The organism is Pseudoalteromonas sp. ASV78, assembly GCF_047806705.1.
Lineage (GTDB): Bacteria > Pseudomonadota > Gammaproteobacteria > Enterobacterales > Alteromonadaceae > Pseudoalteromonas > Pseudoalteromonas prydzensis_A.
The window spans coordinates 3428538-3452093 of sequence record NZ_JBLOPA010000001.1 but is presented as its reverse complement, the minus strand read 5'-3'; the positions used below and the strand labels follow the sequence as shown (position 1 = coordinate 3452093).

The window sequence follows — 23556 nt, the reverse complement described above, 5'->3', positions numbered from 1 at the left end:
AGGTTAGTCGATAGAGCGAGGAAGATAGTTTGCAAAAGATGAAAATAAATTAAAAAGCTCACCTTAATGAGCTATTCCTGCGAAGTTAACCGGCATTGCTGTTTTAAAAAACTCTCTAGCATTTGGCTAAATAAACGAAAGTCGCGAATGCGTCCGGTGGTTTTGCGCCATAAAATGCCAATGTCACGGTATGCGTCACTTTGCGATGGCGTTGCCAGCATATCCTTGTTCGCTAAAATACCGGCGTTAATTGCCATTTGCGGCAAAAACGTTACTCCTAGCTGATGCTCAACCATACTCAGCAATGTATGCAAACTGGCTGCTTCAAATGGATTGATACAACTCGAACGGTTTAAGTGGCACGCACTGAGCGCATGCCCCGTCATACAATGCTCTCGCTCTAATAAGAACACGCTGGCTTCCGGTAACAAGTTAAAATCTTCGATGTTCTTAGCAGGTAAGTAATCTTTATGATGCACTAAACAAAAATGATCTTGTGCGAGCACTTGAGTATGGAACTTATCGGTGTCGTAAGGTAACGCCAATAATGCCATATCGATATGGCCATGCTCTAACTTATCCAGCAAGCTATCGCTGGTATCTTCTACCAGAACCAGCTCTAAATCAGCAAATTGCTGCTGACAAAGGTGATATAAAGGTGCCGCAATAAAACTCGCAATCGTTGGAATAACACCGAGTGTGAGCTTACCGCTTAGCGGTGTTAAATGGCTTTTGGTCAGCTCTCTAACGCTGAGCGTATCGTCAATAATTTTGCGTGCCCGTGCTACCACTTCTTCGCCGATGGCGGTGAACATCAAGCTGCGATTTTCACGCTCGATGAGTTGGCAACCAAGTGTTTCTTCAAGGGTTTGAATCGCACTACTGAGTGTTGACTGCCCGATGAAACACGCACTTGCTGCGCGGCCAAAGTGCTGATGCTGATGAACAGCCAATAAATACTGCAGTTGTTTAATACTTGGTAAGTTCGTCATACTTTCTTTACCCACAAATAAAAAGACCCCAACACCAAGGGCGTTGAGATCTTTTCAAGCTAAAAGTCTGTGATACTCAAAAGCTGCTGGATTTAAACTCCAAAGGCAGTTCTCAGTATGTAGAAAATAACAATAGCAAGGGCAGCGCCAACTGGCAATGTAATTACCCAAGAAACTACAATGTTTCTGATCACACCCATGTTAAGTGCAGCAATACCACGAGCCATACCTACCCCTAACACCGCGCCAACTAAGGTTTGGGTGGTAGAAATTGGTAAACCAGTACCCGATGCAATAACAACCGTAGATGCTGCGGCTAATTCAGCAGCAAAACCACGACTTGGTGTTAAATGGGTAATGCCTTCACCAATGGTCTTGATTACTTTCTTACCTAAAATTGCAAGACCAGCAACAATACCGAAACCACCTAGTGGTAAAATCCACCATGCGATTGTCGCTTGTTTAGCTATTTCGCCATTGTTTTCAACAATGTTTACAACTGCCGCTAGTGGACCAATGGCGTTAGCAACGTCATTCGAACCATGCGCAAAGGCCATACAACATGCAGTTAATACCATTAAGATAGCAAATACTTTCTCAACGTTATTAAATTGCATTTTCTTATCCGCTTTTGGATCAATCTTTAAGCGAGAAATAACGATTTTACCAATAATACCAACAATCACTGCAATACCGATTGCTAATAAGTAACCTTCGACAGCGCCGATATTAATACCAATGTGCTTTAAGCCCTTTTTGATCGTAACCAAAGACATAATAAAGCCCGCTAAACCCATATAAATAGGCACAAAACGTTTGGCATTTTTAAGTGGTGCATCGGTATCAAAAATCAGTTTTTGCGCACTCATGAAGATCAAATACGCGATAAAGCCTGAAATAGCAGGGGTTACGATCCAACTCCCAACAATGCCAGCCACTCTATTCCATTGAATCGCTTCGCTGCCAACCGCAACTAATGCAAAACCAATAATAGCACCAATAATTGAGTGTGTTGTTGATACCGGCCAACCTAAGAAGGATGCGATTAACAACCAACTACCGGCTGCAAATAATGCCGAGATCATACCCAATACCATCAGTTCGGGAAGCTCTAAAAATGGTGTTGAATCGATAATACCTTTACGAATTGTCGATGTTACCTCACCGCCAGCTAAGTAGGCGCCTGCAAATTCAAAAATCATCGCAATAAAAATTGCTTGCTTGATGGTTAATGCTTTGGAACCTACCGATGTGCCCATCGCATTAGCAACGTCATTCGCGCCAATACCATAAGCCATAAAAAAACCGACTGCTGCGGCAATTAAAATTAATACCGTGCCATAAGATGCAATGATATCCATTGTGTAACCCTAATCTTTCGTTATTGAACTGAGTGTAAATTAACGAGCTAACATCAGCTCAAGACGTGAACCTACGCGTTCTGCAATATCTGCCAGTTCGCCGACCCATTCGATGATTTTGTATAAAAACATTACATCAATTGGATTTAGTCCATCTTCAACGGCGCGTAATTGGCGACGTATTATGATTTGCATATCATCCGTGTCTTGTTCAATTGCATCCAATTCAACGAGCATTTTTTCGACTAAGGTCACTTCACGACCTTTAAAACCAGTCTCTAATAACTCATCTAACTCATTAATTGCATTTGATGCTTGTTTAGTGGCATCAACACAACGAGTCACATAAGCTAGAAAATCAGCTTGAATTTCTTTTGGTATGGTCATCTCACGACCAATTACACGACCAGCAATGTCTTTTGCTTTATTAGCAATTTTGTCTTGCTGGGTGACGAGTTCGAGCAGATCTGTACGCTCTACCGGCATAAATAAACCGCGCGGTAATTGTAAACGTATATTTCTTTTCATGTCGTCGGCTTCACGTTCTAAAGTACGAATGTTCAAGCGAATCTCTTCTGCTTGTTGCCACTCTTCTTTAAATACATGATTGAAAAAAGGGATCAAAGCTTTACTTGCTTGATGTACCTTCTTGATGTGATCTTCCATTGGCTTTATAGGAGATTTTGCGAATACTCCTAAAAATGCGTTTGTAGGCATAACTGACCCTTAAATCAAATTAGTATGCTTTGCGGCGTGAATTTTACAGCATTCACCGCGATTGTGAATGCTTTTATTACATCACAGCTGCCGCTACAGCATTATAATTATAACGAAAACATGAAAAGCGGCAATTAGCCGCTTTAATAAAACCAGGCGGTATCAAAAAATCTATAACGATTTTTCTATATCCTCTTGAGATGTATGACGAATATCTTTGCCATTAACAAAGTAAATAATATATTCAGAGATATTTTGGCAACGATCGCCAATCCGTTCCAATGAACGTACCGACCAAACTAAATCCATAATTTTTGGAATTGAACGCGGGTCTTCCATCATATAGGTCATAATTTGGCGAGTAATTGCTTCGTATTCGCGGTCAACCTTGGCATCTTCTTTATGTACTTCAAATGCTTTTTGCACATCCATACGCGCGAAAGCATCGAGTACATCATGCAGCATTTTAGAAACTTGGCGACCCATATTTTCAATATTAACTAATAAATCTTGCTGATCTTTAGTAAATGAATCGAGGGCGACTTTAGCAATGCGCTCAGCTTCATCACCAATACGCTCTAAATCTGCAATGGTTTTAGCGATCGCAACCACTAAGCGTAAATCACTGGCCGCCGGCTGACGACGCGCAATAATACGGGTACATTCTTCATCAATGTTCACTTCCATGGCATTGACTTTATAGTCATTTTCCCGCACTTTTCGGGCTAATTCAGCATCGCCATTACTGACTGCATCAAGTGCGCTGTTTAGTTGCTGCTCAACTAAACCACCCATGCTTAATACATGATTACGAACGTTTTCTAGCTCTTGATTAAAGCGGCCAGAAATATGCTTATTAATATTGTGTTCCATTGTCTACCTTCTTATCAAAATCGTTCACGCCACCCGAAAATAGTATGCCTGATCACTAGCCGTAACGACCGGTAATATAATCTTCAGTTTTCTTTTTCGCTGGAGTTGTAAATAATGTATTGGTATTTGAGTACTCGATTAATTCACCCATGTACATAAAGGCCGTTTGATCAGAAACCCGCGCAGCTTGTTGCATGTTGTGGGTAACAATAACAACGGTAAACTTATTTTTTAAATCGTTAATTAGTTCTTCAATTACCAGTGTTGAAATAGGATCCAATGCTGATGTTGGTTCATCAAGTAATAACACTTCTGGTTCAATGGCAATAGAGCGGGCAATCACTAAACGTTGCTGCTGACCACCAGATAAACCAAAAGCACTATCGTGAAGACGGTCTTTTACTTCATCCCATAACGCCGCACCACGTAATGACTGCTCAACGACTTCATCTAATTTACGTTTTTCTTTGATGCCTTGTAAGCGTAGGCCATAAACCACATTTTCGTAGATTGATTTAGGAAATGGATTCGGGCGCTGGAACACCATACCAACATTACGACGCAGTGCTGCAACATCAACGCTTTTATCATAGATGTTTTGTCCGTGAAGTAATATTTCACCTTCAATGCGACAGCTATCAACCAAATCGTTCATGCGATTAATACAGCGTAGTAATGTTGATTTACCACAACCAGATGGCCCGATAAACGCGGTTACTTGCCCTTTAGGGATGCTCATACTGACTGAGCTAAGCGCTTGTTTATCACCATAGTAAAGATCTAAGTTTTTGATCTCGAGTGCTGTTTGCTCGGTGCTTAAATTGTCTAAATCCAATTTCAAACTGCCGTTTGCTTGGTTTACTTGTGGAGCGACTGTAATCATGTTTGTTACCTATAAAATCTTTACTAATTATTGATCAAGCGATCTAAACTTTTCACGTAAATGGTTACGTATGCCGATTGCGGTAATATTCAGGGTAATAATCACTGATACCAGCAAGAATGCGGTGGCATAAACCAACGGCCGAGCCGCTTCAACATTCGGGCTTTGGAAACCGACGTCGTATATGTGAAAGCCTAAGTGCATGAATTTGCGATCTAAGTGAAAATACGGGAAGTTACCATCAAGCGGTAGGGTCGGTGCCATTTTAACTACACCAACTAACATCAATGGCGCTACTTCACCTGCCGCACGGGCAACCGCTAATATTAACCCTGTCATAATCGCTGGACTTGCCATTGGCACTATAATACGCCATAACGTTTCCGCTTGCGTTGCGCCAAGCGCTAAAGAACCATGACGAACCGTACTTGGAATACGTGATAAACCTTCTTCGGTTGAAACAATCACTACCGGTAATGTTAAAATTGCCAACGTCAATGCTGACCACATTACCCCTGGGGTACCAAATACTGGGCTTGGTGATGCCTCTGGGTAGAATAACTGATCTAAGCTGCCACCTAACACATAAACAAAAAACCCTAAGCCAAATACACCATAAACAATCGATGGCACACCGGCTAAGTTGATCACCGCAATACGGATCATTTTAGTCACGGCATTTTTAGAGGCGTATTCATGTAAGTAAATCGCTGCCACAACCCCAAATGGAGTAACAATCACGGCCATTAGCATAACCATAAACACAGTACCGAATATAGCAGGGAATACGCCGCCTTCGGTATTGGCTTCACGTGGATCATCGGCGACAAACTTACCTAGCTGAACAAAATAGTGACCTAACTTTGCAACAAAGCCCATGTCATTTGGAAACCAAAAATCAAGTACTTGGTATAACGGTAAAGTAACGATTTCACCACGCATATCTTTTACTGTTACTTGGTCACGCTGAGCTTGTTTACGCAGTGCAAATAATTGTTTTTCTAACTCGCCGTATTCAGCTCTTAAATCAGCGCGATCTTGTGCAAGCTCTGCGACGCGCTCATCGGTTAAAGCATCATCAAGTAGATATGACTTCTCTTTTAAGCGTAGGCGCTCTAACTGATAGTTAATATGACCAATGTCGCCGTTTTGTAGATCAAGTGCTTGATCGTTTAATTCAACAGCCCGTTCAACTAACTCTTCAAGTACTGCAGTTTTATTTTCAGTAATGACTTGGCCGTCTTTTATTACATTTTCTACATAACCATAAAAGTTACCGTTTTTACTACGCTCAAATACGGCGATAGCGGCAGGTGTGGTGTTTGATTTTATGTCGGTTTCAAGCACCCAACGAAAATCTAAATCAACGTATTCACGGTTACCCGTTTTAATCAAAAAGCGCTCTAGGTGCTCTTTATCAAAACCAGATAAATCAACACCGGTTGCTTCAAGGCGCGATTTAGGCACCATTTCACGATCGTAAACCTCACCGATTACCGTTTGCTGCACAACTGAGCCTTGTAACTCTAGTTGCACAACTTGTGATGGCCAGAAGAAACTTAATCCTTTCCAAGCGATCATGGCTAATAACCCTAATACGGAAATCAAACTGATACTAACCGCACCACCTGTCATCCATATCCAAGGAGAACCTGACTTAAACCACTGCTTTATCATGTCGTGTCTCCCACTTACATCGAGCTGTATTTATCACGCAACTGCTGACGAACAAACTCAGCAATCGTGTTAAAAATAAAGGTGAATATGAATAATACAAATGCGGCTAAGAACAGAATACGATAGTGCGAACTACCCACTTCTGATTCTGGCATTTCTACTGCGATATTAGCTGCTAAAGTACGCATACCTTGGAAAATACTCCAATCCATTATTGGTGTGTTACCGGTTGCCATTAGTACGATCATGGTTTCACCTACAGCGCGACCGAGTCCCATCATCACGGCAGAGAAAATACCCGGGCTGGCAGTTAATAGCACAACACTTACCAGTGTTTGCCATTGCGTTGCACCCAGCGCTAATGAACCGTTTGATAAATGCTTAGGAACACTAAACACGGCATCTTCTGCAATTGAGAAAATAGTTGGGATAACCGCAAACCCCATGGCAATACCAACAACCAGTGAGTTACGTTGATCGAACGTCATACCTAATTCATTGGTCAGGTATTGGCGCACATTACCGTCAAACATCCAAAGTTCTATTGCGCCACTCATGGCAAACGCTAACCAACCAATAAATAGCAGTACTGGAATTAGTAAAATTGAATGAGCCCCATCAGGGACACGATGACGAATGCTTTCAGGTAATTTAGTCCACGCGAATGCGGTCAATAAAATACCCAGCGGTAACATAAACAATAAGCCTACAATTGCCGGTAAGTGCTCTTCAATCAGTGGTGCAAGCCACAGGCCCGCTAAAAATCCTAAGATTACGGTTGGTAATGCTTCCATAATTTCAACGGTTGGTTTAACAACTTTACGTAATGAACCAGACATAAAGTAAGCAGTATAAATTGCTGCAGAAAGCGCAATTGGCACGGCAAATAACATCGCATATAAAGCCGCTTTGATAGTACCGAACGAAATTGGTACTAAAGAAAATTTCGACTCAAAATCATCCCCTGCAGACGTTGATTGCCAAATATAACCAGGCTCAGGGTAACCTTCGTACCATACTTCTTGCCATAACGCTGACCACGTTACTTCTGGATGCTCATTATGGATTTCAACCACAGTTAACTTATTATCCGCTAAGATAAGCGCCGCATTTGAGCGAGGTGCAATAGCAAAGTTTTCAATCGGACCGTCACTGATTTTACCTTGCCATAATTTTGCTTCACTGGTGGTGTAATAGACACCCAATTCACCGTTGCTGCTAGTGGTGAAGAAAGTACGACGGTAAAACTCAGTAAATATATCTAACTTAGGTTGCTTTGACGTTTCAAAGGCGCGTATCTTTTGATATTCACGGCCTGTATCTGTGTTTACTTCAAACCATTGTGATACTTCGCCATTATCATTTGCCAGCATCAATGAGTTAGCACCAGCTAATAATTGTGCTGCCACTAGGTTGGCATTTTCTTCATTGGCCGCCAGCATTTGAATTAATTCAACGTCGCTTGGATCGCGAGTATCGTAAACATAGATTTGATTGGCGGAACGAACAAAAGTACGGGTGGTATCTGGCGACATCAACAGTTGATCAACACGTCCTTCAACATCTAGTTCAGTGCGCTCAACAAGCCACTCAACTTCACCGCTAAACATGTTTTCTTCAGCAACAAAGCTGCTAAAAATGACGCGTTTATCTTCAGTTTGTGCCACAACAGCGGTTTTATCTTCATAATGACTAAAGGCAAATTGTTTAATTGCTGCGCCTTCTGCATCAACTTGTAATGGTTTATCTTCACCCAATGGATAACCCAAGCGCGGGGTTAATTTACGCTCGTTATTAGGAAAGGTGACTAAAAATTTAGGCGCAACCAAAACCACAGAGCCGTTTTCAAGTCCGTATGCATAATGCCCTTGAAAAGGCGCACTAACGGCAAAACTACTCACGTCGCTATCGAGTGGCACAGCTAAGCTTTTAAGTTTTTTACCAAAGCCTTGTTTCTCAACGCTATAGAAATCAACATTACCTTGTTTGCTCAGTAAAAAAGCCACTTCGGTTTGTTCTTCAACACCTAAGCCAACAATTTGATCTGCATTACTGAGTACAAAGCTATCGCGAGTTTCTACTTTCGCTGATTCGAAAATAGGTTGCACAACATACAATAAATAGAAGAATATCAATAGCAAAGCTATCAATACCATAATACCGCCAGCGGTAATGCTAAATTTGGCAAACCGATCTTTAAATAGACGGCTTCTATCCGTATTAAAAGACGGTTTATTCGGATTGGAAGTCATCAAAACACCTATAAATCTTAACGTTGAGTAGATTATATTTCACCAAGATGACAGTATTGTTACAAACGTCATAATTGCTTAGGCTTTGTTGTTATATTCATTATAACCAGTCAAACAGTGTTTATATTCAATAAGTTAAAATTTTATGACATGTTGAAAAACTTTCAACTTAGTAATTTGTTATTGAATAACATAAGTTTAGAAAGTTTATCTCGTTAACTCACACTATATTACTGCTTTTACGTTGAACTAATGGCAAAAAAATTGGACAAATTTGGGGACTGAGTCAATACTCAATTCGGTTCATTTTTAATATAACAACAATTTCATGCCTGAGCATTTATTATTTAATTACGGCAAATTAAAGGGTTTACCATATGAAACAATTAGTTATCACCATTTTAGGGCAAGATCGTCCTGGACTTGTAGAGGATATTTCCTCTGCAGTTTTAAATCATCATGGTAACTGGCTCACCAGTAATTTAAGCCATTTAGCGGGTCATTTTGCTGGCATTATCGAAGTAGCAGTACCAGCGGAGCATCTACAAGAATTACAAGATTCATTACACAACCTGCCGCAGCTTGAAGTACGCATTGAAACTGGCAGCGATGAACTTCCTGACACGCCAGCTGAAGAGCTTAACTTTGTGATCACTGGCAATGATCGTCCCGGGATTATTCAAGAGCTTGCAGGTGTATTACGGCATAAAGGCGCAAATATTACCCACCTAAACTCTAAGCAGCAAAGCGCACCAAACTGGGGAGTGCCTATTTTTAGTGCTGTCGCTACGGTTGCGCTACCTGCAGGTATGAATAAAGACGAAGTAGTCGCTGCACTTGAAGCAATTACCGCTGATTTAATTGTTGATATTGAAGACGCTTAAAGCACCCTAAAATCCAACCCCCAGCATCAATAAGCGTGTCATAAAAGTGACACGCTTGTCATTTTTTTGTCATCTAAGTACTTTATATTTTGTTCAGTTGCTATCCAAGGAATAGAAAATGAACGCCTGTGCAGATGCGCCGCAAACGATTAATTATTTTGCTCCAGAGTTAAGTTGGCTGTCTTTTAACGATCGTGTTTTACAAGAAGCGAAAGATAAGAATAACCCAATTATTGAGCGCATTCGTTTTTTGGGGATCTTTTCAAATAACATGGATGAGTTTTTCAGAGTTCGGGTTGCCGATGTGAAGCGGCGCATTTTATTAAACAAACTGCCTGATACTAATTTTGATGAAGACGAAATTTTACTTACTCAAATCCAGCAAAAAGTACTGTTGTTAGGCAAAAAATTTAACCTGATCCATGAGCAAATTCTAAACGTTCTGATTGCCCATAATATTCATGTCAACCGCCCCGAACAGCTTAACGAATTTCATATAAACTGGTTGAAAAACTTCTTCCACGATAATGTATTGCAGCATATATCGCCCATTTTATTAGATGAAAACAAAGATTATTCAGATCATATTAACGATACAATGACGTACTTGTTTGTCGAAATGCTTAACGACAAAAGCCATTATGCGATGTTAGAAGTCCCTACAGATCGAGTCCCCCGCTTTGTCATTTTACCACCCGAAAAAACCCGCCGCCATAAAACCATTGTGATGTTAGATGACATTATTTTGTTTTTTTTAAGTGATGTGTTTAGTAGTTTCTTTAGTTTTACCGAGATCCAAGGCTACGCAATCAAGCTGACCCGTGATGCAGAATACAATCTCGATGATGAGCTAGAAGAAGGCATCCTCGACAAAATGTCGAAGGGCCTCAAGCAACGAGTTTATGCAGAGCCTGTGCGTTTAGTTTACGACCAAACAATGCCTGAATCGATGCTCAAAGTAATGAAAAAGCGCTTAGGTGTAACTCATCACGACGCATTGATCCCCGGCGGCCGCTATCGTAATTTTAGAGACTTTATTGGCTTTCCCAATATTGGCCGTCAATATTTAGAAAACAAACCATTACCAGCCTTACAAAGCACCGCCTTTAATAATCACGCGAGTATATTTGCAGCGATCACGCAGCAAGATATTCTACTTTATTATCCATACCATACATTTAACCATCTACTGGAATATGTTCGCCAAGCGGCATTTGACCCTAGAGTGACACAAATTAAAGTAAACATTTACCGTGTTGCGAGTAAGTCACGGCTGATTTCCTCACTTATAAATGCAGCTAAAAATGGCAAAAAAGTCACGGTAATGGTAGAGCTGAAAGCCCGCTTTGACGAGCAAAATAATATTGGCTGGGCTAAAGTACTGAGCGCTGCGGGTATTAAAGTTATTTTTGGTATTCCCGCACTTAAAGTGCACAGTAAGTTATGTATTGTGCATCGCAAAGAGAAAGGCCAAATCGTTAAATACGCTCATATTGGTACCGGTAATTTTCACGAAAAAACCGCCAAAATTTACACTGATTTTAGTTTATTCACTAAGCATCAAGGTATTTGTGACGAAAGCGATAGCGTGTTTAAGTTTATCGAAAGTAGTTATAAACCCTTTGTGTTCGAGCACTTGATGATATCCCCAGTCAATGCTCGACAGCTGTTGCTTGGCTTAATTCACCAAGAAATAGCGCATGTTGAAAATGGTCAAAGCGGTAAAATTACGCTAAAGATAAATAACTTAGTAGATAAAGAGCTGGTTGATTGTTTGTACTTGGCCGCTCGCAGCGGGGTTAAAATTCGCATTATTGTCCGTGGTATGTGTTCCTTAGTGCCAGGGCTCAATAATTTTAGCGACAACATTCGGGTAATTAGTATTGTCGACCGTTTTTTAGAGCACCCACGAGTGATGATTTTTGGCAATAAGGGGGACGAAAAAGTCTATATTTCATCTGCGGATTGGATGACCCGTAATCTTGATCATCGGGTGGAAGTCGGCGTGCCTATTTATGATGAAAAACTCAAACAACTCATTATTGACCTACTTGAACTGCAATTTAAAGACCGTACCAAAGCGAGAATAATTGATAGCGAACAGAAAAATCATTATGTTAGGCGCGGGAATCGTAAAAAAATACGCTCGCAAATAGCGATTTATGATCACTTAAAAAAATGGGAAAACAATTACAATAATGAATAATTATCACTCAATTGCTGCGGTTGACTTAGGGTCAAACAGCTTTCATTTAGTCGTAGCAAGAGAAGTGGATGGCTCTTTGCAAATCCTGCATAAAGAAAAACAACGCGTTTACTTAGCGGATGGTTTAGACGACAAATACCAGCTCAGCCAAGAAGCCATCGACCGAGCTTTAAGTATTCTTAAACAATTTGCCATCACATTACAGGATTTCCCTGCCTGTAACGTAAAAATAGCCGCAACCTACACCTTGCGCCGCGCTAAAAACATCAATACCTTTTTAGCACAGGCCAGCAAAGTATTTCCTTTTCATATTGATGTAATTTCAGGCCAAGAAGAAGCGCGCTTAATTTACCAAGGCGTTGCGCATTACATTCATCACGATGAAAACCGCTTAGTGATCGATATTGGCGGCGGCAGTACCGAGTTAATTATTGGCAAACATTTTAAGCATAAATTGCTCTCCAGCCGCAATATGGGCTGCGTAAGCTATACCAAGCAATTTTTTGCCGATGGTATTATCAACGAAAAACGCTTTAACAAGGCACAGATAAAAGCAGAGCAAGAACTTGAAGTCATTTTTGCCAATTATATCAGTACTGGCTGGCAGTCTGTGGTGGGTACCTCAGGAACGATAAAATCAATATTAGCTATGATCAGCGCCAATGACCCTGACCAAAAAAATATCACACTGGAGCGATTACTCGAACTTAAAACCCAGTTTTTAGCAGCAAAAACCATTGATAATTTACTGATTGAAGGCTTAAGCCCTGAGCGCCAAGTGAGCATTTGTGGTGGGCTGGCTATTTTAATCGCGATTTTTCAATTGTTTGATATTACCGAAATGGATTACAGTGACTTTTCACTGCGTGAAGGTTTGCTGCATGAAATGCAGCAAAAGTTGGCACTTAAAGATATACGCACTAATACCATAGCAAATTTAAGCGAAAGAAACACAATCGATAAAGTTCATGCCCAACGCGTTGCTAATACCGCCGATTGGCTATTCCTACAAGTACAAAAAGAATGGCAACTCGACTCATTAGATAATCATCAATTACTAGTGTGGGCAGCGCAATTACACGAAGTCGGCTTAGGTATTAACTCATCCGGCTTACACAAACACAGTGCGTATGTTGTTGAAAACAGCCAGCTGCCAGGGTTTACTCAGCAGCAGCAAACATTGTTAAGCTGTATGATACGCTTTTACCGTAAACGAATTCGTTTAGAAGAATTTCCAACACTGCTATCTGTACCGCACTTTCAAATACTGCAATTAATAGTATTACTCAGGCTAGCAGTATTATTAAACCAAAAACGCCTTAACGATCAACATCAAGAGCTAGCAGTATCCGTTAAAGGCAATAGTATGCTGTTGCAATTTCCGCTCGGTTCGCTTAGTGAACAAACCCTGCTGCATGCCGATTTACAGCAAGAGCAAAAGTATTTGAAGAAAGTAGGCTTTTTAATCGACTTTGTATGATTTATAGCGATAGCTAAATTTGGATAGCCTTGGCTATCCAAATTAGATTCACTGTAACGCGAGTTACTCTCTACTACATATCCATATGACGATTAGCGCTTTGCATCATTTGCTTTAACCCTTGATGCTCAAGCTCCAATAATTGCGCTAGCTTCTCTTTACCGGCCGGCGTTTCTGCTCGGCTAAATAAATATTGATAAAGATTGATCACTTTTTGGTGCTGATCTGATATATAACCTTGCATGGCTTGCTCATCAACACGCGTATCGCGATTTAAATCAGTAAAATTAATCAGTTCAGAATTTTCAGCAAAGTACTCGTAACAATAAGTATCTAAGGCATTGATCTCGGTGATAGCTTTAAAACCAACTAAATCCTCAGCCAACTTTTTTTCGTACCTAACAAAATAATCTGCCAGCATTCGGTTATGCTCTGCCAACTCGTCTCTGAGACTAAAAAAGTTTGCCGCCATTTGAGTATGAAATAGTACAGTCCAGTCGTACACTTCTTGTATTGTTTTAACTTGCATGTGCGTTCCTTACTTAATTAAGCCTAGTAACAAATCTGTTGCTAAAAACATGCCACTAAAAAGTTAAATTAAAACAAATACGTATTAAAACCCTATCACTTGAACTCGTATAAGTTACAACTAACAGGGTAATTTTTATAGAGTGGTAGTAAAAGGGAGCAATAATCGAACAAAACCAGACTGGGTATTAATTGAATTCAAAAAACGAAAAAGTTAAGCACATACGTATTATCTGAGCTGCATGGTTTTTCAACTATTTTTCAGTTTCCCTAAAACAGATAAATACTTTAATATATGAAAATATACGCAACTTCTCTCAGTAGGTATTGATATTGAATTCGACGTTAATATCAAATAAAATAACTAAACATAACCACAAATAGGAAATATAATGCATAAAATAAAGATCTTCTCTTTATTAATCTTATTATTTTTTACTCTTTCGGCAAAGGCTAACACCTTAACAACAAAGATTCATAAAATAGGCTGCCATAAACAAACTAACGCTTGTTTCGTTTACGTAGAAGAACCAATAAAAAGTAACTGCCCATCTAATGACAATTCCTTTCGTTGGGATGGCACAACAGATCCAAGCGGGAAGGCTATTTTATCAATATTGCTAACGGCTCATTCCACAGGAAAAAGTGTAACTTTTTGGGAATCTGGTTGTTTTTCTGACTTTCCTACCTTTAGCTTTGCAACGCTAAACAAAATCTAATTAGTTGGTAAGTACTCATCAGTCTAAGGTAAAGCTCCTTTGGCTGATGAGTTTGTAGCAGTACAACAAACATATCACTCTATTTAAAACTACTTTGTCACAAAGCGAGCATGCTATTAAACAAATTAATCAATTTGACATACGTAAATAATAAAAACCATGCTCCTGCAAGTTAGTCCAATCACCTTTTTTGCAAACCGTATTATCGTCTTTATTAAACCACAAGGTAACTTTTTTACTTGCCATAAATGCAGTTAAGGCCATACTATACATGGCTTTGCATGTATCAGCCCCTATCGTACCGCTTTTATTTGTGATATTACAAAAAAAGTTACTACTACCAATTGTATCCACACTAATTTGCAATGCCCCGTTATCCCTTATATCAACTGTTGTTATTTTTCCTTCGCAAGTATGTGCAGCAAACGCTGTATTACTTGATAAAATAAGCACTGCAAATAATACTTTTAACTTCATAACATCTTTATCCTAAAAAGTTTTTAATCATTCTACTATTAACTTTATTTATAAAGCCTAAGCATTTCTGGTTCATTGTTGTAATCAGTTTTCAAACAGTCATAATCATCTGCTAGATATCGTAAAACCATAGGTGTTGATGTTGCTATGGCTTGCTGTAATAAAGATTGATATGAACTAGTTGCAGCATTGCTGTGCGGGCCAATATACTTCCAAATACTAACACCATCTTTTTTAAAATACGCTAAAACGGTTGTTTTATGTACTTGTATCGCCTCTACTGAATCGTAGTGACACTCGATTGCAAAAGACTTTAACGGTAAAAATACACATAATAATAAAACTTTTTTCATCTATTTCTATAAAAATAAAACCTGATTACTCACTATAATGAACTTCCATTCATTGCATAAAGCTACGTGATATAAAGCATCCATAAACTCTAATTTCAATGGATTTAACAGTTCAAAGCAGTCTTTTCACACTCAGACTGTAGATAAAAGGAGCCTACCCTGCTGATTTAATCTATTATCTTAAATGTAGGGATGCGAATTTATAAGCACCATTATACGGCCATTCCGATACAGGATTATCATAGCCTTGAATCCATACATCATTTTTTGAAATTTTAGCGCTTAATAACATTGCAAAAATAGTATTAGAATAATCATTTTCAGGTTTTAGCCAAAAGCTCTTACAATTACTTGCAGAGCTGCAGATAGTAGCTCTTACTATGCCACCTTCAGCAAAAATACCTGTTACTTGCCCTTGAAATTCTACAGCGGCGCTGACATTAACCGATGCAATAAATACAATAGCAAATAAAATTTTTGAATAAATTTTCCGCACAACCAGTTCCTAACTATTAGTTATTTAAATAGAAATAAAACATATGCTCACATCTATCTCTATAATAAATATAAGTATAATTTTATTTTTCTCAATTGAAGACAAGAGAGACTGACTTTAAAATCAATCTGTGAAAAGCAAATATTTAGAACCTTGTACTGATTTTCCTGCTGCAAAAGTTTGTGCCTGTCCTGTATTACTTATCTAATGGTTCACCAAGAGGATAGGAGAATATAGCAAATTTAATTAATAACTCTTCAATCTAAGATGATAAAATCCATGATCACTGTATAAATTAGCCCAGCTACTTTTAGCACACTCTTCGTTAGTATTTTTGTTAAACCAAAGCATGACATTATTTTTAGTGGTCATCGCAACCAATAAAGTACTGTAAACAGTCTTACAAAACTCTACTTCATTTTCTCCATTTTCAGGGGTCAAATCACATAAATATGCATCCCTAGCTATACCTTTGAGATAAGCATAAACACGCCCTGTTTTGTCTACTTGAACATCTAAAACTGTCGCAGAACAATTGAGGTTTTTTGCACTCGAAGAAAAAGCAGCAATTAAGAAACTAAAAAGGATTGTTTTTTTTAACATAACTTAGCCATAAACTCTTACACTAATGATTTTAATCTGTTGTCGATTTTGACCCGAACAGCCTTCGACCCAAAATCTAACTGTTTTGTTTGCAGCATAAGCCATCATTAATGTAGTCGTAATAATGTCATAGCCAGCATCAGTGGGGGTAATAGCTACAAACGGAGAGTTTCTACATTCAGAAGGTAAATTATTCCGACCACCAATAATATCAACTTCTACTTCTGCCATTACCCAATAGGCGTTCACATATAATTGTTTTATCTTAGTAGTCGATGTATCAGAGCCTGCAAAGACGAAACTTGAAAAAAGAAACAGAAAAGGTAACAAATACCGTTCCATGGTAAATTCCATATTAATATAATTTATTAAGCGAATATTTACATACACAAAGAGAAATTTCAACTTTAAAGCATTAAATGTTCCTAATAAATCAATACCATAAATTAATTATTAAACTGTATTTACTATTTAAGCTGTTCTTCACAATTTAAATAAAGTAATTTGCAGAAATTCACAGTGCGCTGATAGATGGTTTCACAAACTACAAAACAGGTTTAGCAATAGTTCTGTGATCTATTACCACAGCTGAAGAGCTATTTTTTCATACTCCAAACCGCAATGGTCAGGTCTTTCTTTTTGCCACTATCTTGCTTACTCGAGAATAATGCAGCTGAAAATAATCGCCAACCTCTTTCAACGTATACCCACCGGATGCATAAGCAGCTCTTATGGCATCATTACGATTACTACACTGTTGAGCATATTCTGTTAATGATAACGCTGCTCTGCGCCTTTGCTTTTGAGGTACTTCCGATAAATCGCCTTCCTGCTCTTTAAGTAATTCTAAATGCTCCTTTACAAACTCAGCACTACCTAAAAATACCTGATTTGAAATATTTCCCCAAGGACCCACCCCTTTTCCTTGCTCTACAAACTGCGCAAACTTTCGCCTGGCTATTGTTTTATACTTTGCAAATTGCAGTAACATTTTATCTACCTCAAGCCATTGGGGAATAGGCTCTTGACCCATTACATAATTCCAGCTACTCCAAGGCCACTCCGATAGACTATCGGCCATTTTCGCTCTAATTGGGTTTAAAACAATATACCTATTTAGCTCTAATAAATATGCATCCTTATCAACCAAAATTGCCTTATAACGCCCTTGGAATAAATGCCCTACTCGTCGATGTTTTCTATTAAACCATTGCGTATATACACCATTTAATTGCCGCATCCCTTTGCTTAAATTCGCATCCGGCGTTTCGACTAATAAATGGTAATGATTGGTCATTAAGCAAAAAGAATGGATCACCCAGTTATAACGTTCACATACATCTCCTAGGATTTTTAAAAACCCCTCAAAATCTGATTCATCTAAATAGATAGGCTTTCTTTCATTACCCCGCGAAGTTATGTGATATAACGCACCCGCAAACTCTAATCTGAGAGGCCTAGCCATCTTTTCACCTATCAATTTGTATAAATTAATATCTAAAAATTAGCCGCAACCAACAAAAAGCAAGAAGAAAGACCTGATAATCATATAGAAAGCTCCCCGAGTTTTTCGATACAGTTGTGTTGACCAAAACATAAACTGAATCCGAGGAGCTTGGTATGAAACTATATGGTGGAATTGACTTGCATTCAAATAATAGTGTTATTGCTATCATTAATGAACAAGGTGAAACGCTTACCGTTAAGCGTTTAAATAATGACATGTCTGTCATTTTATCTTTTCTAACCCCTTATAAAGACAAGTTAACAGGGCTTGTTGTCGAATCAACCTTTAATTGGTATTGGTTAGTTGATGCATTAATGGATGCAGAATTTAAACTTCACTTAGCAAACCCCGCTGCAATCCAACAATATTCAGGCTTAAAACATGCTGATGATCATAGTGATGCACGTTGGTTGGCTGAAATGCTACGTCTAAACATTTTGCCTGAGGGCTACATTTACCCCCGAGAACTCAGAGCTGTTCGCGACTTAATGCGTAAACGAATGGACATTGTTCAACAATCCACTAAAAACTTATTATCAGTGCAAAGCTGTTACATGCGACACCTTGGCTACAAACTCAGTAGCAACAAAATAAAACAAATGGCTGCTATCAGAAAAGGCGTAAATGTTGAGCAGGTATACACAGATTTCAGTTCAGCGAATACAGCACTGTCGGTCATTTCTAACCTCACATTGATACGCTGTGCTCAACAGCAAATAAATGCAATAGAGGGCGCTATTTTACAGCAAACATCACTCTCCCCTGAATTTATAAACCTAACCAGTATCGATGGGGTTGGGAATACTTTAGCACTGACCATTATGTTAGAGACAGGCACAATTAAACGTTTTGATAGTCCAGGTAATTTTTCCTCGTATTGTCGATGCGTTAAAGGTGCAAGATACAGCAATGGAAAGAAGAAAGGCGCTACAAACCAAAAAAATGGCAATCGATACTTAGCGTGGGCGTTTACTGAGGCCGCTAACTTTGCCATTCGATATAACCCGACAATCAAAAAATATTATCAACGAAAGTTGGCTAAAACAAACCAAGTTATCGCGATTAAAACGGTTGCACATAAACTCGCAAGAGCGTGTTACCACGTGCTGAAAGACAATGTCCCATTTGATGAACACAAGGCTTTTTCTTAGCGACTATGAAATGAATTAGGTTAACGTGTTGAGTTAATAATGGGGTTGGTAAAACCATCAGATCTGATTGAGCCTGCACGTTAACCGCTCATATTTAAATGTTGGGTATGCCCACTGTCTGAGCCACAAAGGGTTGGTTATGTGTAAACATAAGCCACAGATTTGTTATTGCGCAGTACGTATGCGCTGCCAAAAACTGGACAGACATTGGCACTAAACGATGACTGAGGCGAAAGCCAAGGGCCTAATTAATCATCAATGATGCTTAATTAAAACGCCTAAATTCATATGGGTGACTGGTGCATATTCACACCAATCGACGTCATTACTGGATGCATAGTCATATTTAAAGTGAGTTTAAAAAGTAACAACACTTGGTTTTTTGAATAAAAAGATCAAGAAAACACAACTGCCTGCTTGACCGGAACTTTCTAATGGGTGACCCTATTCTTCCATGACCCTACTCTTCCAAAAACTACGAATCAGTTACAGCTAGCAAATTAAATATCATCAATCTCTATTTGTAACTACAAATCACCTTAATATTTCAATTCGTTTAAGCGTCTCCAACTCGTTAAAGCTCGAGCACTCGCCAGTACCTATAGCCATTACTTTAGTTTTTGTTACATGAGCTGTTAGTATAAAGTTAGCCAACGTCTTGTTGGAAGGCTCTTCAGTTAAAGGAAAGACATAACTCCATTTAGAATTTTTATGACAACTTGCTTTAGTTTCATCATTAGAATCTATAACTAAGAAAATTTTATTGCCAAGCGAAGTGTCTACCATTACCCTTTGGATTTCACCATTTTGAACCTCTCCCGCTAAAATCTTAGCAGAAAATAAAAACACCACAAAAAAGAGGTAACATTTTTTGTAAAAAAGCATAATTAGTCTTTGTATTAAATTAAAAAGATTATACTACCATTAATTTAAAAATTGAGACGGGCTTTATTTGACTTGCTGTACCATCAATTTAGAATGTGTATATACTTTCCTATATAATCAGGGCAAGATCACGAACTTTACCTTGACTTAAAAGTATGATCTTATACTCCTTTTAAGGAGCATCCCTATGGCTGACTGCGTATTCTCATGACTTTGATCACCGATTCTCATCAGCTTTGATCACCTGATTTATCATTTTGTAGAGCCGTTTTTAAATTAGCTTAACTGATCATCATCAGTCAATTTATTTAACTGTTTTCGTATCGATTCTCCTTTTAAGTTCAACTTAATCGAACCATGAATTAGCCTATCTAAAATGGCGTCAGCATGGGTTGATTCTCCGATCATCTCATGCCAGTTTTCCTGCGGGAGCTGGCTTATAATTATGTGTGATTTATACCCATACCGCGCATCGATTAATTCGAGTAAGTCACCTCGTTGCTGCGCACTCAGTGGTTCAAGCCCCCAGTCGTCTAAGATCAGTAGATCATACTTTATTAGCTTCGCTAGTAATTTTCGGTAACTACCATCTGCTTGTGCTAGAAACAGGCTTTCGAGTAGTTCTTTTAATCGAATATAGTAAACACTTTTTCCTTGTAGGCAGTGCTCATGTCCTAAGGCACACGCAAGGTATGTTTTTCCACAGCCTGTTGCCCCGGTGATTAAGATATTTTGATGTAAGTTCAGCCAGCTATTTTGGCTTAAGTTACGTATCTGTGCTTTTTCTATATTACGTGCCGGTGAGTAAATCAGTTGATTTAACTGAGCCGGTAAGCGGAATTTAGCATGTCGCACGAGCCGGTCGATTTTTCTTTGCTCACGCGTGTCAATTTCATGTGTTAGCAATAAACTGATGCGCTCTATAAAGCTTTGCTCTTGATATAGATTTGGCTGTTCAAGCTGCTGCTTGAGTGCTTGCTTTATACCCGATAACTTGAGTAGTTGAAGTTGCTGGTTAATGGTGTCTATCATGATTCATTTCCTTAATGGTAATACTGTGTGCCGCGTATGTTGCCATGCTTAATTGGCTTTTCTGGCTCTGTTTGCTGTGTGGGTAACGGTTGTTGATCCAACCCTTTCTTCAGCATCTGCTTTATTGATTTGAGTGTGGTCGTATTCATTATGATTGCGCGATAGCACGCTTGCTCAAGCCGCTCTTTTGAATAGATTTTAGCTAAACTTAACACCCCTAAACAGGCGCGATAAGCGTGCTCGGGGTGACGCCGTCCACTGAGCTGTAACTCAATAACTTGGTGGGTATACTCCCCGATACTTAATGCCCATGAGCGTAAATTTATCGGTGACTGCTCATGCTGTTTTTGATGCGCTAGAGGCATATGATGAGACTGTGTTGTATGCCCACTTAAACGATGTGAGCGCGGATGCTGTGCGATTAAGGTATCGTCATGATAAAGCTGTACTAGCTGATTGGTTATGTGTGCGCGTAATTGTTTCTTAACCCACTGATACGGCACACTGTAATAATGTTTTTCTATTTCAACATGATAATCAATGTGTACTCGCACCGTTTTGATTTGTGTATAGTGATAAGGCTTTTCAGGCAATGGCTTTAATGCGCTTTTATCCACCCTATCAAATAGCTGTTTACGTGACTGTTGATATTGCTTCATCACCTTATTGTTCATTACATCAAGTAGCTTTGCTATTTCTTGATTTAGGTGCGCTAAGCTGTAGAAGGTTTGGTTACGCAGACGTGCCATGATCCAACGCTCAACAATTTGTACACCGACTTCAGCCTTCGATTTATCTTTAGGTTTATAAGGTCTAGCGGGTATGACAGCGACATTAAAATACTCGGCTAATTGATGATACGTGGGGTTTAAATCAGGCTCGTAGCGACAGGGTTTACTAACGGCACTTTTTAAGTTGTCGGGAATAACAAGTTCAGGCACACCACCTAAAAATGCAAAGCAACGGGCATGACTCATCACCCAATCTTCAAGTTGTTGGCTATACGTTGCCTCAGCATAGGTATAATTTGATGCGCCGAGCACGGCAACAAACACTTGAGCAGGTCATGTCTCCTGTGTTGTAGGGCACGTGATGGTCAGCGTGGGGCCACAATAATCCACAAACAGCTTTTCACCGCCTTTATGATGCTTGACGCATCGACAACCGTTGTTTTCCCACCCATTGCCGGTAGGCGCGGCAGAAGTGGCTATAGCTGTAATAAGGCTCACCGACTTTCTCACGCAATTCATCGAATACTAACTGCAACGTCAAATGTTTGTGCTGCTTTAAATCCTTATTGATGGTGAGCCAGTCAGGTGTTGGGTATCTTTTTTGACGGGTTGAGAAGTCCCTGATTTTTGTATTAAGAAAAGTACCGTGTTGTTTATCTTCAGGTAACGGCCATTGGTTTAAGCCTAACTCATTGGCCTTTTTAACGTAATTAGCCACAGTGCCAGGGGAGATAGTTAAGCTTCTGGCAATCTCTCGATGGGATAATTTTGCTGAATATTTCAGCCGTAAAATAGCATGTAATTTACTCATAGATATAGGTCTTGTTGACATTATTGTTATCCTCATCAAATGATTTAGATAACGGTTTAACATACCTACAAAAATGATAAAACGTGAACTCGGTGAGGAGTGGCATTAAGCTTTGATCGGCAAAATCATTAAGAACACAAAAGTGATCATTATCGAGTGATTTTCGTGATCAAAGCTTAATGAGAATAAGTGATCAAAGTTAATGCCATTGGGTGATCAAAGCTGAAGAGAATATGCAGGCTGACATTCAGTTATTTAAATATTTCGAATCAATTGATGACCCTCGCCAGCAGGGTAAAGTTGTTCACAAGCTTTTTGATATCATATTCTTAGCTGTCAGCGCTGTTGTTTCTGGTTGTCAAGGTTGGGAGGATATTGAAGACTTTGGTCATGATAGATTAGATTGACTCAGGAAGTATGTTCCCCTTGAGCAAGGTATCCCTCGCCATGACACAATTGTGCATATTCACACCAATCGACGCCATTACTGGATGCATAGTCATATTTAAATTGAGTTTAAAAAATAAGAACACTTGGTTTTTTGAATAAAAAGATCAAGAAAACACAGCTGCCTGCTTGACTGGAACTTTCTAATGGGTGACCCCTCTCTTCCCCCAATTATAGCGCTCACAAACGTCTCCTAAGATTGTTAAAAACCCCTCAAAATCTGATTCATCTAGATAGGTAGGTTTTCTTTCATTACCCCGTGAAGTTATGTGATATAACGCACCCGCAAACTCTAATCTGAGAGGCCTAGCCATCTTTTCACCTATCAATTTGTATAAATTAATATCTAAAGATTAGCCGCAACTAACAAAAAGGCAAGAAGAAAGACCTGACACTATTTACCTGCTTATTACCTGCTTATGGGTGACTGGTGCATATTCACACCAATCGACGTCATTACTGGATGCATAGTCATATTTAAAGTGAGTTTA

22 protein-coding genes and 1 pseudogene are annotated in these 23556 nt (G+C 39.2%); 6 read left to right on the top strand and 17 right to left on the bottom strand.

Annotated elements, in window-relative coordinates:
- Window positions 1–71: 71 nt before the first annotated feature.
- The 7 genes from ACMVDV_RS15715 to ACMVDV_RS15685 all read right to left on the bottom strand — a co-directional run bounded on the left by ACMVDV_RS15715 (window position 72) and on the right by ACMVDV_RS15685 (window position 8755).
- A complete protein-coding gene (locus tag ACMVDV_RS15715; RefSeq protein ID WP_304184051.1) occupies window positions 72–992 on the bottom strand; it encodes a hydrogen peroxide-inducible genes activator in 921 nt (306 codons plus the stop codon).
- Window positions 993–1084: 92 nt separating this feature from the next.
- Entirely contained in the window at window positions 1085–2353 is a 1269-nt protein-coding gene (locus ACMVDV_RS15710; protein ID WP_304184048.1) for an inorganic phosphate transporter, read from the bottom strand.
- A 39-nt stretch (window positions 2354–2392) separates the two neighbouring features.
- Entirely contained in the window at window positions 2393–3070 is a 678-nt protein-coding gene (locus ACMVDV_RS15705; protein ID WP_283709948.1) for a TIGR00153 family protein, read from the bottom strand.
- A gap of 171 nt (window positions 3071–3241) precedes the next feature.
- Entirely contained in the window at window positions 3242–3943 is a 702-nt protein-coding gene (gene phoU, locus ACMVDV_RS15700) for a phosphate signaling complex protein PhoU (protein ID WP_064668157.1), read from the bottom strand.
- Window positions 3944–3998: 55 nt separating this feature from the next.
- On the bottom strand, window positions 3999–4826 hold the full coding sequence (gene pstB, locus ACMVDV_RS15695) for a phosphate ABC transporter ATP-binding protein PstB (RefSeq protein WP_192542357.1): 828 nt from the start codon (window positions 4824–4826) through the stop codon (window positions 3999–4001).
- Window positions 4827–4853: 27 nt separating this feature from the next.
- Window positions 4854–6503: a phosphate ABC transporter permease PstA gene (pstA, locus tag ACMVDV_RS15690; RefSeq protein WP_304184046.1), complete on the bottom strand. Its 1650-nt coding sequence runs from the start codon at window positions 6501–6503 to the stop codon at window positions 4854–4856.
- A 14-nt stretch (window positions 6504–6517) separates the two neighbouring features.
- A complete protein-coding gene (locus ACMVDV_RS15685) occupies window positions 6518–8755 on the bottom strand; it encodes an ABC transporter permease subunit (RefSeq protein ID WP_416158736.1) in 2238 nt (745 codons plus the stop codon).
- Between the two features lie 377 nt (window positions 8756–9132).
- Between ACMVDV_RS15685 and ACMVDV_RS15680 the strand changes: the two genes are divergently transcribed.
- From ACMVDV_RS15680 to ACMVDV_RS15670, 3 genes are all read left to right on the top strand, one after another.
- Window positions 9133–9639, top strand: a complete 507-nt coding sequence (locus ACMVDV_RS15680) for a glycine cleavage system protein R (protein ID WP_304184041.1) — start codon at window positions 9133–9135, stop codon at window positions 9637–9639.
- A 118-nt stretch (window positions 9640–9757) separates the two neighbouring features.
- Window positions 9758–11845, top strand: a complete 2088-nt coding sequence (gene ppk1, locus ACMVDV_RS15675) for a polyphosphate kinase 1 (protein WP_416158735.1) — start codon at window positions 9758–9760, stop codon at window positions 11843–11845.
- Window positions 11838–13325, top strand: a complete 1488-nt coding sequence (locus ACMVDV_RS15670) for an exopolyphosphatase (RefSeq protein ID WP_416158734.1) — start codon at window positions 11838–11840, stop codon at window positions 13323–13325. Before ppk1 ends, ACMVDV_RS15670 begins: the two co-directional genes overlap by 8 nt.
- 73 nt (window positions 13326–13398) lie before the next feature.
- Here the strand turns inward: ACMVDV_RS15670 and ACMVDV_RS15665 are convergent, their stop codons facing one another.
- Window positions 13399–13854, bottom strand: a complete 456-nt coding sequence (locus ACMVDV_RS15665) for a hypothetical protein (protein ID WP_416158733.1) — start codon at window positions 13852–13854, stop codon at window positions 13399–13401.
- A gap of 391 nt (window positions 13855–14245) precedes the next feature.
- On the opposite strand from ACMVDV_RS15665, the gene ACMVDV_RS15660 reads away from it, so the two are divergent.
- Window positions 14246–14572: a hypothetical protein gene (locus tag ACMVDV_RS15660; RefSeq protein ID WP_416158732.1), complete on the top strand. Its 327-nt coding sequence runs from the start codon at window positions 14246–14248 to the stop codon at window positions 14570–14572.
- A 129-nt stretch (window positions 14573–14701) separates the two neighbouring features.
- On the opposite strand, the gene ACMVDV_RS15655 is transcribed toward ACMVDV_RS15660, so the two are convergent.
- From ACMVDV_RS15655 to ACMVDV_RS15630, 6 genes are all read right to left on the bottom strand, one after another.
- On the bottom strand, window positions 14702–15049 hold the full coding sequence (locus ACMVDV_RS15655; RefSeq protein WP_416158731.1) for a hypothetical protein: 348 nt from the start codon (window positions 15047–15049) through the stop codon (window positions 14702–14704).
- 44 nt (window positions 15050–15093) lie between these two features.
- Window positions 15094–15402, bottom strand: a complete 309-nt coding sequence (locus ACMVDV_RS15650) for a hypothetical protein (RefSeq protein ID WP_416158730.1) — start codon at window positions 15400–15402, stop codon at window positions 15094–15096.
- Window positions 15403–15577: 175 nt separating this feature from the next.
- The gene (locus tag ACMVDV_RS15645; RefSeq protein ID WP_416158729.1) at window positions 15578–15898 is read right to left on the bottom strand and encodes a hypothetical protein; all 321 of its coding nucleotides are present in this window, start codon (window positions 15896–15898) and stop codon (window positions 15578–15580) included.
- A 246-nt stretch (window positions 15899–16144) separates the two neighbouring features.
- Window positions 16145–16501 carry a hypothetical protein gene (locus ACMVDV_RS15640; protein WP_416158728.1) on the bottom strand — a complete coding sequence of 119 codons (357 nt, stop codon included), beginning with the start codon at window positions 16499–16501 and terminating at the stop codon, window positions 16145–16147.
- Between the two features lie 3 nt (window positions 16502–16504).
- Entirely contained in the window at window positions 16505–16843 is a 339-nt protein-coding gene (locus tag ACMVDV_RS15635) for a hypothetical protein (RefSeq protein ID WP_304184026.1), read from the bottom strand.
- 283 nt (window positions 16844–17126) lie between these two features.
- Window positions 17127–17966, bottom strand: coding sequence for a transposase (locus tag ACMVDV_RS15630; protein WP_416158727.1), 840 nt, complete (start codon window positions 17964–17966; stop codon window positions 17127–17129).
- 155 nt (window positions 17967–18121) lie between these two features.
- On the opposite strand from ACMVDV_RS15630, the gene ACMVDV_RS15625 reads away from it, so the two are divergent.
- Window positions 18122–19159 carry an IS110 family transposase gene (locus ACMVDV_RS15625; RefSeq protein ID WP_416157920.1) on the top strand — a complete coding sequence of 346 codons (1038 nt, stop codon included), beginning with the start codon at window positions 18122–18124 and terminating at the stop codon, window positions 19157–19159.
- A gap of 534 nt (window positions 19160–19693) precedes the next feature.
- Here the strand turns inward: ACMVDV_RS15625 and ACMVDV_RS15620 are convergent.
- From ACMVDV_RS15620 to istA, 3 genes and pseudogenes are all read right to left on the bottom strand, one after another.
- Window positions 19694–20044 (bottom strand): hypothetical protein, encoded by a 351-nt coding sequence (locus tag ACMVDV_RS15620; protein ID WP_416158726.1) that lies wholly within the window; start codon window positions 20042–20044, stop codon window positions 19694–19696.
- Window positions 20045–20320: 276 nt separating this feature from the next.
- The gene (gene istB, locus ACMVDV_RS15615; protein WP_416158725.1) at window positions 20321–21076 is read right to left on the bottom strand and encodes an IS21-like element helper ATPase IstB; all 756 of its coding nucleotides are present in this window, start codon (window positions 21074–21076) and stop codon (window positions 20321–20323) included.
- 11 nt (window positions 21077–21087) lie between these two features.
- A pseudogene (gene istA / locus ACMVDV_RS15610) lies at window positions 21088–22639 on the bottom strand (IS21 family transposase).
- A 191-nt stretch (window positions 22640–22830) separates the two neighbouring features.
- Between istA and ACMVDV_RS15605 the strand changes: the two are divergent.
- Window positions 22831–23025: a transposase family protein gene (locus tag ACMVDV_RS15605; RefSeq protein WP_416158724.1), complete on the top strand. Its 195-nt coding sequence runs from the start codon at window positions 22831–22833 to the stop codon at window positions 23023–23025.
- Window positions 23026–23556: the final 531 nt, after the last annotated feature.

What these genes read in the sequence shown, in the direction of transcription:
- ACMVDV_RS15715 (WP_304184051.1), bottom strand. Translation starts at nt 992, where the DNA reads ATGACGAACTTACCAAGTATTAAACAACTGCAGTATTTATTGGCTGTT.
- ACMVDV_RS15710 (WP_304184048.1), bottom strand. Translation starts at nt 2,353, where the DNA reads ATGGATATCATTGCATCTTATGGCACGGTATTAATTTTAATTGCCGCA.
- ACMVDV_RS15705 (WP_283709948.1), bottom strand. Translation starts at nt 3,070, where the DNA reads ATGCCTACAAACGCATTTTTAGGAGTATTCGCAAAATCTCCTATAAAG.
- phoU (WP_064668157.1), bottom strand. Translation starts at nt 3,943, where the DNA reads ATGGAACACAATATTAATAAGCATATTTCTGGCCGCTTTAATCAAGAG.
- pstB (WP_192542357.1), bottom strand. Translation starts at nt 4,826, where the DNA reads ATGATTACAGTCGCTCCACAAGTAAACCAAGCAAACGGCAGTTTGAAA.
- pstA (WP_304184046.1), bottom strand. Translation starts at nt 6,503, where the DNA reads ATGATAAAGCAGTGGTTTAAGTCAGGTTCTCCTTGGATATGGATGACA.
- ACMVDV_RS15685 (WP_416158736.1), bottom strand. Translation starts at nt 8,755, where the DNA reads ATGACTTCCAATCCGAATAAACCGTCTTTTAATACGGATAGAAGCCGT.
- ACMVDV_RS15680 (WP_304184041.1), top strand. Translation starts at nt 9,133, where the DNA reads ATGAAACAATTAGTTATCACCATTTTAGGGCAAGATCGTCCTGGACTT.
- ppk1 (WP_416158735.1), top strand. Translation starts at nt 9,758, where the DNA reads ATGAACGCCTGTGCAGATGCGCCGCAAACGATTAATTATTTTGCTCCA.
- ACMVDV_RS15670 (WP_416158734.1), top strand. Translation starts at nt 11,838, where the DNA reads ATGAATAATTATCACTCAATTGCTGCGGTTGACTTAGGGTCAAACAGC.
- ACMVDV_RS15665 (WP_416158733.1), bottom strand. Translation starts at nt 13,854, where the DNA reads ATGCAAGTTAAAACAATACAAGAAGTGTACGACTGGACTGTACTATTT.
- ACMVDV_RS15660 (WP_416158732.1), top strand. Translation starts at nt 14,246, where the DNA reads ATGCATAAAATAAAGATCTTCTCTTTATTAATCTTATTATTTTTTACT.
- ACMVDV_RS15655 (WP_416158731.1), bottom strand. Translation starts at nt 15,049, where the DNA reads ATGAAGTTAAAAGTATTATTTGCAGTGCTTATTTTATCAAGTAATACA.
- ACMVDV_RS15650 (WP_416158730.1), bottom strand. Translation starts at nt 15,402, where the DNA reads ATGAAAAAAGTTTTATTATTATGTGTATTTTTACCGTTAAAGTCTTTT.
- ACMVDV_RS15640 (WP_416158728.1), bottom strand. Translation starts at nt 16,501, where the DNA reads ATGTTAAAAAAAACAATCCTTTTTAGTTTCTTAATTGCTGCTTTTTCT.
- ACMVDV_RS15635 (WP_304184026.1), bottom strand. Translation starts at nt 16,843, where the DNA reads ATGGAACGGTATTTGTTACCTTTTCTGTTTCTTTTTTCAAGTTTCGTC.
- ACMVDV_RS15630 (WP_416158727.1), bottom strand. Translation starts at nt 17,966, where the DNA reads ATGGCTAGGCCTCTCAGATTAGAGTTTGCGGGTGCGTTATATCACATA.
- ACMVDV_RS15625 (WP_416157920.1), top strand. Translation starts at nt 18,122, where the DNA reads ATGAAACTATATGGTGGAATTGACTTGCATTCAAATAATAGTGTTATT.
- ACMVDV_RS15620 (WP_416158726.1), bottom strand. Translation starts at nt 20,044, where the DNA reads ATGCTTTTTTACAAAAAATGTTACCTCTTTTTTGTGGTGTTTTTATTT.
- istB (WP_416158725.1), bottom strand. Translation starts at nt 21,076, where the DNA reads ATGATAGACACCATTAACCAGCAACTTCAACTACTCAAGTTATCGGGT.